Source organism: Parabacteroides caecihominis (genome assembly GCF_023656785.1).
GTDB lineage: Bacteria > Bacteroidota > Bacteroidia > Bacteroidales > Tannerellaceae > Parabacteroides > Parabacteroides segnis.
On sequence record NZ_JAMOKS010000009.1, the window covers coordinates 236800 to 247334 of the forward strand.

Consider the following 10535-nt stretch of genomic DNA (forward strand, 5'->3'; position numbering starts at 1 on the left):
AAAAAAGGAAAGAGAGAGTCTAAAAAAAACGGTAAAAATGGAATATAACAAGTTGGAACAACAATATGAATCTCAATGGAAAGAGAAAAAAGCAAAAATCTCTTTCTTTTATAAGAAAGAGAGAGCTGTCAAATTGCTTGATAATCGAGCGATAATGGCGGCTAAAGTAGCAACTTTTAACGACCGGGGCAAGGTTTCGGGGTACTATTTTGCTACAATTTGATAATATTGAAATAACGCTATCCTTTAGGGCGTAAAAGTTCATTGATTTACTTTGCTATGTAATACGTTGAAAAACAGCGATTACACAGAAAGCGTCAGTCCCAACTCTCTTTCTTATAAAAGAAAGAGATTCTGACAAACTGTTAAAACGGCGCTTTTGATGTAGTAAATTAATGATAAAAGGATGGCAAGTATAGGACACAAATTAGAAACGAAAGGAGTAATTATGACACTCTTATCACTGGTATTAATAAGCACAGGTTGCGAAGAGCAAATCGACCCTCCGGCGGTGAATCCGTCGGAAGGAAAGACGGTGGCAGTAACGCTCGATCTCGGCATTGCCGACGAAGAAGATGGGGCAGGAGCAACCGCTTCGCCGACCAGCAAGGCAGGTAGTTGTAATCGGTCAGCCTTTGAAATCGCATCTGTTGCCGATATGCGCACCAAAGCAGCTGGCAATATACCGGATAAATTGTATAACCTCGATATTATCCAATATGTATCGGGGGGAAGTGTAAAAAGTAACACACTCTCTGAACAAACGATTGGTGCAGCTTTGGGTACTACTACTACTGTCAAGTTAACTCCGGATACAGGAAGTAAACTACTGCTTGTCGCCCGTGGAGCCTCCGCTGATTTTGGTTCACTTACCGGTAAAACTTTATCCGCCGTGCAGGATTTGAAAGTGAAAGCTGAAACCAGTAAGATCAAAGGAATTTCGACTGATGCTACCGGTAACGACCTGGCCAATATGCCCTACTATCTCTATTTGGAAAATGTCAACATCACTTCCGATGGTAAAATCCAAAGTCCGGCAGGAAAAGACGTCCGTCTGCTACTCAAACGTCTGGCTGTAAAAGTGCAGTTAGACTGGTCTTTTTCCAAGGATATGACTGACAATGGCTATATCCTGAAAGAAGTCAAACTCTGCCAGGTCCCGGCCCATTACCGTCTTGTTCCCCAAACAGAGAAGACCGACAAATGGGGGAATGTCTATCCGACTTCCGTTGCCGAGTTCGTCGATGTCTATCGCCTGACAGGAACAAATATAGAAAATGGGACAACCCGGACGCAAACCGTTTGGATTCCCGCCAATGCCCGCGGCATATCTTCCTATTCCAACTCCCCTTATTACCGTAATAAGACGAACGCCAACCCGGCAGCCACTTATGCCGAGTTTGTGGTAGACAACAGCGAAAAGAAAGAACGCCTCTACTACCGTGTCTATTTGGGCGGCAACGAAACCGACGATTTCAATCTGCTGGAAAATACCAACTACCATTGGACAGTCAATATCAATAAGGCCGATTATGCCAACGACCCACGCATCCAGTTGCTCGACCAGACACCGGTTATAAGCACTAACCAGCAAACGACCTCCAACTGTTTCATGATGCTTCCGGGTACGAACATTTGTTTTAATCCCTACAAACACGAAGCCGGAACAGATGGCTGGAACACCTATCTGACTAGCGGCGGAGCAATAGCTTCCGGCAAGACCATCACTTCTGTAAAAGTCCTTTGGCAGACCAAAGATGCCGGAACCAGTGGTGACCTTGTAATGGGATATGTAGCATCAAACGATAATCACAAAAATCTGGTTAATTACGAGAACCTCGATAATCCATCGACTGCCCTGGTTCACGTAAAAGTACCTGTTACCAACGGTGGTAACGCAGTAATAGCTGCCTATAGTGGTTCGACAGTTGTTTGGAGCTGGCATTTATGGATAAGCAATTATGTACCCGTCCGTATAAATAGTTACAGCGAGTATGAAGAAGCACAAGCGAAAACCAAGAATGGCACGGTACATAAATATCGTTCCGCACTTTTCAATGAAGGTCAGAAATATGCTAATTGTGTGATGATGGATCGCGACCTGGGTGCAGTAGCCGGAGGATATCCCGCCATTTATAAAGGAGAGAACTACACTGTCCGCGACAATGTCGAAACCCAGGGATTCCTATATCAGGGAGCCCGCAAAGATCCTTTTTTCATTTCGGCTGACGGAACGACCAATGAAGTGGATGTTATTTACGATGGAGATGGAGTTACATTGGGAGTAACGAATACTAACCCTGCTGAAGTCTCCAACAAATATGAATATTCCATTCAACACCCGCTTCATTTTATATATGGTGAAGGAGGAATAGGTTCAAATCCTAACAGTTGGGATAATAGCGGAAAGAAGACAATAGACGATCCTTGTCCTACCGGCTGGCGCGTACCCTTGTTTGACGGAACCGGAGGATCTAGTAATTTTTCCGGATCTATTTTTGACGGATTCCAGACAGGAGGTAGCATTAGTGGTTCAGGTAATGATGCCGAGTATATCATCTCAGGTACTAATGAGTTTAATTATTCATCTTACTTTCTTACAGACGAATTGATTGATAAAGCTCCTGGAACCAGCCCGGACAAAAATCCCAAAGGCGGAAGACTTTTCTATTTAGGAGAGAACAAGCTGATTGAAAAAACGATACATAACACAGTTTGGTTTCCTGTATCCGCAGAACGTGTTTATACAACTGCCCAATTGAATGCTCCATTATATGCACATATCTGGTTTGCAAACAATGCGAGTGGAAACTTTATGTTTGGCTCAGGAATGAAACCCCATGCAATGAGAGTAATACGTTATACCATAGGATATGGCTGGCCTGTCCGGTGTATTCAACAATAACATTGTTAATGTGCGTAAAAAAAGGAAAGAGAGAGTCTAAAAAAACGGTAAAAATGGAATATAACAACTTGGAACAACAATATGAATCTCAATGGGAAGAGAAAAAAGCGAAACTCTCTTTCTTTTATAAGAAAGAGAGAGGTGTCAAATTGCTTGATAATCTAGTGTTATTGGCGGCTAAAGTAGCAACTTTTAACGACCGGGGCAAGGTTTCGGGGTACTATTTTGCTACAATTTGATAATATTGAAATAACGCTATCCTTTAGGGCGTAAAAGTTCATTGATTTACTTCGTGTGTAATGCGTTGAAAAACAGCGATTACACAGAAAGCGTCAGTCCCAACTCTCTTTCTTATAAAAGAAAGAGATTCTGACAAACTGTTAAAAAGGCGCTTTTGATGTAGTAAATTAATGATAAAAGGATGGCAGGTATAGGACAAAAATTAGAAACGAAAGGAGTAATAATGGCACTCTTGACACTAGCAGTATTAAACACAGGTTGCGAAGAACAAATCGACAATCCGGTAGTCAATCCATCGGATGGAAAGACGGTAGAGGTAACACTCAACATCGGTATTGCCGACGAAGTGGATGGCTATGATCTATCCGCATCATCCACTAAGGCACTTTCTCTAAAGAAAGGAGCCTTCAATGCGGAATTGACACCGACAGTTGCAACCCGTGCAACAGCGGCAAAACCGACTACCCTTTATAAACTGGAGATCAGGCAATATGATAAGGATGGAAACTACATTAACGGTAATGGCCCGCTGGATGATCAAGCCATAGGTTGCAAACTCAAAGTCAATTTATCAGAAGCCAGCGATTGCCAGCTTGTCTTTGTAGCCTGGGGACAAGGTAGTTCCAAATCTTTAGGTACAACCACCCTTTCCAAAGCTCAGGAAGTAACGGTCGATGCCTCCGTTATCGAATCCATCAAGGATGAAAACATGAATACAATGCCCTATGTCCTCCATCTGAAACATGTAAACATAACAGGCAAAGGTGCGAATGGAATCATAAGCAGTCTTGCCGGAGAAGACGTTCGTATCCTGCTCAAACGTCTGGCAACCCGTCTTACGCTACATTGGGAGTATCCAGAGGACACAGATTACAGTTTGAATCAAATCCTGCTGGAAAGCATCCCTCTTAATTATAATGTAATCTCGAAACCCGATGAAAAGGAAAATTATACTTATCCTTCTTTATTGGATCAGTACACTACCATAGAATTAACAAAAGAAGAGATAGCCTCTAAAAAATATACCCGCTGGATTCCGGCCAATGTACGTGGTACAAACAATGAGTCCAACAGTGCTCTATACCGCATTAAAGCCAATGCTCCTACGGGTAGCAGTTATGCCAGCTTCATTGCAGGTCATAAGACTGATATAAAAAAGAAACTCAACTACCGTCTTTATCTTGGTGGTCCGGCCTATACCGATTTTAATTTGTATGGCAATACAGATTATGAATATACAATTTCTTTCAAGCACAAAGGATTACCGGTCGACGATCGTCGTGTAACGATCATCGACCCGATTCCGGCATCACAGAAAAACGAGAATCTCCTGCCGACAGCCAACTGCTTTATGGTGGCTCCCGGTGGTGCTTTCTGCTTTAACCCTTATATATATTCACAAAATGGAAATGAAATTCCAAATGATCTGTTACAGGGATGGTGTAAGGATTCCAGGATTCAATCCGTAAAAGTCTTGTGGCAAACCAAAGAGAACGGCGATGTGGGTGACCCGGTACTTGGAGTAATAAACTCTCCAACCGACCATACCAATATTGTCGATCTTGAAAATGGAAATAGTTTTGATGATGCCCGCATCTACTGCCGTGTTGCTCCGAATACAACAGGAGGTAGCGGTTTGATTGCCGCCTATGATGATGTAGATGGGAAAGGCAAGATTCTTTGGAGTTGGCATGTCTGGGTAACCGATTACGCTCCGGATGCAACAGGCAATGAATCTGTAGATGAACCTAAGAAACGAAAATTGAAATTTACATATAATTTGAATAGTGATAATGATCAGCTACCGATGATGGATCGAAATCTCGGAGCAATGGCTGGTTATACAGAAGTACCTCCCAATCCTTTGGAAAAATCCAAAACACATGGCTTTCACTATGAATGGGGAAGAAAAGATTTATTTCCAAGTAGTTATACTTCAGATGATAACATTACTTATATATCTTCTAATCAGACGAAACCAACGAAGGGATTGTTGAATTTATACGCTCCGGATGGCTTTACTTTTTGTCCATTGCTGATATATACGGCAGGAACAGTTACTCATCAAACTGCATATCAGAATCCGACAACACTTTATAAACCCAATAACGCATATTTATGGAATGATCTTAACAACCTCAAGACTGCCTGGGGAGGAGATGCCTCGAAAACAGTGCATGATCCTTGCCCGGCAAGTTGGCGTATAACAAAAATAACAGATTATCAGTCTTTATTTCAGAGCACACCAGGTGTAAATAACTCAGTAGCCTTGAATCTAAAAAACGCATCTACTCTGGTTACTGATGGTGGTGCGGTTCTTTATTTTGAAAATACCGATAAAGGTAGAACTACCTATATCCGATTTACAGGATATTGGAATGGAACCACGTCATTTGTAAGAATAGGAGAAGTGACTCTTTTATGGTGTCGGGATGATGTTAATTCAGGAGGATCAGATGGGAACAATAAGCAAGCCGGACGATATCTCGATATAAAAAATAATTCTACTTCAGGTATACTTAATTACTCCGGTCATCTTCGGGAGGCGATCACTCTCCGTTGCATCCAGGAACGGGAATAGCAAAATAAATAAAACAACATAGCGCCCTTTAGGGCACAACTAGTATTAACAATTAAATTTTCAACACGATGGCAAAGTTCAAGTGGCAGTATTTTTTAAAAGACAATCAGTTGACCAAAGACGATCAGAACGATTGTATAGCAGAAGTGAATATCCGGGATACGATGCGTAACGAAGATATTGCACAACAAATCATAGACGAAGGTTCGGAAATAAAACACGATACTCTGGTGTATGTTTTTACACAACGCGACCGGATCGTTTTTGACTGTTTGAAGAGCGGTCAAAGCGTAATAAACCATTATTATCAGCTTCTTCCCCGTATCGTCGGTCCTTTTGCGAGCAACGATGCTGCGTTTGATGCCAAAATCCACAAACTGATGATCGATATGGTCTTAACCAGTTTTGCACGCAAAGAGTTAGCGTTGGTAGCCGTCGAATCTCTCGGTCCGAAACAAAAGACAGCTTACATCAGTCTGGTGACAGATACGTTGACCGACCTGACCGATGGTACAATTACCCCCAACGATGATATTTACATCGAAGGAAACCGCATCAAAGTGGCAGGTGAAGCCGAAGGAGTAGGCATTTTCTTTGTTCCCGAGGATGGAAAAGCCCCTATAAAGGTTACCCGCAAATTAACGAAAAACGATCCCAGCCTGCTACTGGTCAGGGTTCCGGATTTGGAAGACGGAAAATACACCTTGCGTATCGTCACACAATTCAGCATGGGACAGCAATTGTTGAAAGAGCCTAGAACTCTTGAATACAAAAACATTCTGACGGTCGGCACTCCTTCAGAAGGTGGTGCTGACCGGCCTGAAATTGAATAACCCGGTCTAATAAGTGCTTAATAAAGCGTCTACTTAGTGCTTATTAGACCTCCTGCTTAACGCTTATTAGGGTGTCTGCTTAGCGTTTATTAGATGCCCTAATAAAAATAGCAAACAGCGTTCTTTGACATGATGAGATTGATAAAGAGAAAAGAATAATATGCCAATTTGCTAATATGCCAATGTGCCAATTTTTGACAAATCTCAAACTATTTACTATATCCATTGGTATATGCTACATTAGCATATTATTCTTATCTTTGTGTTCGTGCTTAAAAACAACGGAAATATGGAAACAATGCCGATCAGAAAACTCCCGGTAGGGATACAGGATTTTACCTCTTTGAGGGAAGATGGATTTCTATATGTAGATAAAACAGCGTTGGTCTATCAGATGGCGACAACTGGTAAGCCTTATTTCATGAGCCGCCCGCGCCGTTTTGGCAAAAGTCTGCTGCTTTCTACCCTGGAAGCCTATTTCCTCGGACGAAAAGACCTGTTCAAAGGACTGGCTATCGAGCAGTTGGAAAAGGAATGGAAAGTTTATCCGGTGCTTCATCTGAGCTTGAATGCGAAATTCTATGAAACGAAAGAGAGCTTGGAACAAGTATTGGATGATCACCTGGTCGCTTGGGAAGATAAGTATGAAATCACGAAAAAGAAGGAGTCAACTAATTACGAAGGCCGTTTCATGCAAATCATCCGACAAGCCTGTGAGAAAACAGGGGAGAAGGTAGTCGTTCTGATCGACGAATACGATAAACCTCTGCTACGTACATTATTTAATGATGACCTGCACAACGTTTACCGCGAAATGCTGACAGGCTTTTACACCGTCCTGAAAGATGCTGACCGCTACTTGCGTTTTGTATTTATTACAGGAGTGACAAAGTTCTCGCAACTGGGTATTTTCAGTAACCTGAACCAACTGATAGATATCAGTATGGCTCCCGATTATGCAACGGTTTGCGGCATGACAAAGTCCGAGATCGAACGCGATTTCCAACCCGAGTTGGCCACACTTGCCGCTATGAACAAGCTGACATACGAACAAACGGTAAACGAACTGACGAAACGTTACGACGGCTATCATTTCTCGGAGTTCCGGACAGAAGGTATCTTTAACCCTTTCAGTGTATTGAATGCATTGCTACAGAAACGTTTCAGCAGCTATTGGTTTGCTACGGGAACCCCTACGATGCTGGTCGATATGCTGAAAAAGACAGACTACGATCTGCGCCAGCTGGACGGCATAGAAGTGCCGGCAGCCGCACTGACCGACTACCGGGCAGACTTCCATAACCCGGTGCCGATCATTTATCAGAGCGGATACCTGACGATTAAAGATTATGATCCAGAATTCAACTTTTTCCGTCTTGGCTATCCGAATGCCGAAGTGGAATATGGATGGTTAAATTTCATCACACCGTATTATACGTCTTTATCGGAAGCGAATGCTCCGTTTTATATCGGTAAGTTCAGCCAGGAGTTGCGTGCCGGTGATGTCGATGCGTTTATGGAACGGCTGCGTGCTTTCTTTGCAGACATTCCCTATGAACTGAACGACCGGACCGAGCGTCATTATCAGATAATCTTCTATTTGGTCTTCAAGCTGCTGGGCCAATACGTCGATGCCGAAGTTCGCAGTGCCCGTGGTCGTGCGGATGCAGTAGTAAAAACAACCGACTACATCTACGTATTCGAATTTAAACTAAGCGGTTCGGTAGACGAAGCCCTCCGTCAAATCGACGACAGAGGCTATCTGATCCCTTACACAGTCGATGGCCGCCAGTTAGTCAAAGTAGGCGCCGACTTCAACAAAGAAGACCGCAACATCGGTGATTGGAAAGCCGTTTTCTGTTGACAGGCGGGGTTCGCGGCAGGTGAAAATATAGAAATAATTGAGCTATCTGCTAATTATAGGATGAACCAATTAGTGACGGTGCCTTCAGGCTGTAGGCCTGTAACAAACTAGCCCAGGGTTCTAACCCTGGGTTCCCTTGAGTCCTTCTCTTTCTGAGGCACCCTGTAGGGGTGCGACAAGACGGAAAGGGTTGATATTTAGCTTGTCCCGCCCTTACAGGGCGGAAAGGGAGGAGCGAGTTTTCATAAACCCAGGGTTAGAACCCTGGGCTGGTTTGTTAAAGCCTTACAGGCTTACATTGACACCGTAAGGGCGGTTCGCGAACCGCCCTTACCGACGATGCAACAATCAAACCTGAAAAATTTTGAACCTATTGCTATTTCCATTGGCATATTGGCACATTAGCAAATTGGCCCATTATTTCTTTCCTCTTTATCAATCGCATCTGTTGTAAACGATAAATAAAACAGATGCACCGATCGTTACACGGCATCCCCGGAGGATGTCGTGCCGCTTTTCGTGTGTCTACGAATAATTTATAAACAAAAAATATGAGACTGAATAACTTAGTTGCTAAACCGTTCCTGCTGGCTGCCGCCTTCGTTTTGTTGGCCGCCTGTCATGATGACGACAAGCCTGAACCCGAACATGAAGGGGAGGGACAACTCATCGTCACGGTCGAAAACCCCGGCGCGCAGGTACTGGCTCTCCGCATCTTTGGCGATGGACTGACGGAACCGCTCGAAAGCCGGTTCGATGCAGCAAATGCGACAGGCAAACTCGACAAATGGCTGCCTGCCGGACAGTATGACGCCCTGCTCACAACCGACAATCCGGAAGCGGTCACGATAGACGGTACCAACGGCTTTGCCACGGCTACCGCAACAGTTCGTGTCCCCGAAGGATCAACAATAATGCCTGCGCTGGATACACCTGTCTATGTAGCCAGCCGTTCAAGCATATCCCTTGCCGAAGGAAAGACGAATGAGCTGACCCTTAAACCCGAAGATATCCGCAAGATACTGCGTCTCACGGTGACGGCCCCCGGCAGACAGATCTCCGGCTCGCTGAATGCTACCTTGCAGGGCATTGCCAAGGCTGTAAACCTGGCAACAGAAGAAATAACATCTTCTGCGACTCTCGGCATGCTTCTCCCGACTCCCGATGCACAAAAGGTTTGCAGCACAACAGCCGGTATCCTCGGTGTTGCCTGGCCGGAAGACGTCGACCCCGGTACATCAAGCGACACCCATCTGCTGACATTATCCTGGCAGGGTACGGACGGAAAAAAGCAAACCTACAGTGAAGACGTCTCGTCACAGCTCTATCGGGCAACCGAAGCAGACACCGACACTCTCGATCTTGCCATCACCATCCCGGAGGAAATCGCCAAAGTCGCTATACATTTATATACAGGTATCCGCACCCGTGCCACCGTCGATGCTTTCGACGGCACCCCCGTCAACATTGCAGCCGGAAACACAGCCGGTCAATATTCCGACAGTTGGGAGGGCGAAGCAACCGATAACGAAATTATCCTGTCCCCCGAACGCTATTATCCGGTCGACGGTTCGTCCGTTTACTTGCGTGGCTATTACCCGGCAGCCCCACTCAACAACGGCAAAGTGGAATATACCCTGACCGGACAGGAAGACCTGATGCTTTCGGTAGAACAAAACGGCTCGATAGCCGAACAGTTCGATGCCGTAAAGACACCGCTCACATACCGCCACCTGCTTTCGCAACTGAACTTTACACTGAAACTGAAAGGAACAACCGACAGTTTCCGTATCCGCTCAGTCCATATCAACGGCCTTGCCTCGACAGCCATTGTTGACCTCGGCTCGGAAGCGATAGAACCTGTAGGAAATGCCGGACCAATAGTCGTTTATACCGATCCCGGCACTGGTGGTTTCCCGATCACCAACGGAACCGTGACATTGCCTGGCTACGTCCTGGTACAACCGGAAGCAACGCTAACGCTCGACCTGGTGCTGAATGTGGACGGCAACCCGGCCAACGACAAGACATTCAAAGACCTTCCCGTCAAGTTTGGAACTGGCGGCAGTGAAAGCGGCAGTGCCTACGAGGTAGAAATCTCGCTGGAAGTCC

Annotated in this window: 7 protein-coding genes; all 7 read left to right on the top strand. The window is 44.8% G+C overall.

All coding sequences use genetic code 11. The annotated features are described in order from the left end of the window. Nucleotides 1-37 precede the first annotated feature (37 nt). Complete coding sequence (locus NBH14_RS09985) at nucleotides 38-223, top strand: hypothetical protein (protein ID WP_186959273.1); 186 nt, start codon at nucleotides 38-40, stop codon at nucleotides 221-223. 183 nt (nucleotides 224-406) lie between these two features. Beyond that, complete coding sequence (locus NBH14_RS09990; RefSeq protein ID WP_186959272.1) at nucleotides 407-2905, top strand: DUF4906 domain-containing protein; 2499 nt, start codon at nucleotides 407-409, stop codon at nucleotides 2903-2905. A gap of 53 nt (nucleotides 2906-2958) precedes the next feature. Further along, the gene (locus NBH14_RS09995; protein WP_186959271.1) at nucleotides 2959-3144 is read left to right on the top strand and encodes a hypothetical protein; all 186 of its coding nucleotides are present in this window, start codon (nucleotides 2959-2961) and stop codon (nucleotides 3142-3144) included. A gap of 182 nt (nucleotides 3145-3326) precedes the next feature. Continuing rightward, nucleotides 3327-5726, top strand: a complete 2400-nt coding sequence (locus NBH14_RS10000; protein WP_186959270.1) for a DUF4906 domain-containing protein — start codon at nucleotides 3327-3329, stop codon at nucleotides 5724-5726. A gap of 68 nt (nucleotides 5727-5794) precedes the next feature. Then, nucleotides 5795-6559 carry a DUF4469 domain-containing protein gene (locus NBH14_RS10005; RefSeq protein WP_186959269.1) on the top strand — a complete coding sequence of 255 codons (765 nt, stop codon included), beginning with the start codon at nucleotides 5795-5797 and terminating at the stop codon, nucleotides 6557-6559. 289 nt (nucleotides 6560-6848) lie between these two features. Next, nucleotides 6849-8423 (top strand): PD-(D/E)XK nuclease domain-containing ATP-binding protein, encoded by a 1575-nt coding sequence (locus NBH14_RS10010; RefSeq protein WP_186959268.1) that lies wholly within the window; start codon nucleotides 6849-6851, stop codon nucleotides 8421-8423. 551 nt (nucleotides 8424-8974) lie between these two features. Then, nucleotides 8975-10535: fimbrillin family protein (locus NBH14_RS10015; protein WP_250817379.1), on the top strand; the 1561-nt coding region annotated here is incomplete at its 3' end.

What these genes read in the sequence shown, in the direction of transcription:
- NBH14_RS10005 (WP_186959269.1), top strand. Translation starts at nt 5,795, where the DNA reads ATGGCAAAGTTCAAGTGGCAGTATTTTTTAAAAGACAATCAGTTGACC.
- NBH14_RS10000 (WP_186959270.1), top strand. Translation starts at nt 3,327, where the DNA reads ATGGCAGGTATAGGACAAAAATTAGAAACGAAAGGAGTAATAATGGCA.
- NBH14_RS09985 (WP_186959273.1), top strand. Translation starts at nt 38, where the DNA reads ATGGAATATAACAAGTTGGAACAACAATATGAATCTCAATGGAAAGAG.
- NBH14_RS09995 (WP_186959271.1), top strand. Translation starts at nt 2,959, where the DNA reads ATGGAATATAACAACTTGGAACAACAATATGAATCTCAATGGGAAGAG.
- NBH14_RS09990 (WP_186959272.1), top strand. Translation starts at nt 407, where the DNA reads ATGGCAAGTATAGGACACAAATTAGAAACGAAAGGAGTAATTATGACA.
- NBH14_RS10010 (WP_186959268.1), top strand. Translation starts at nt 6,849, where the DNA reads ATGGAAACAATGCCGATCAGAAAACTCCCGGTAGGGATACAGGATTTT.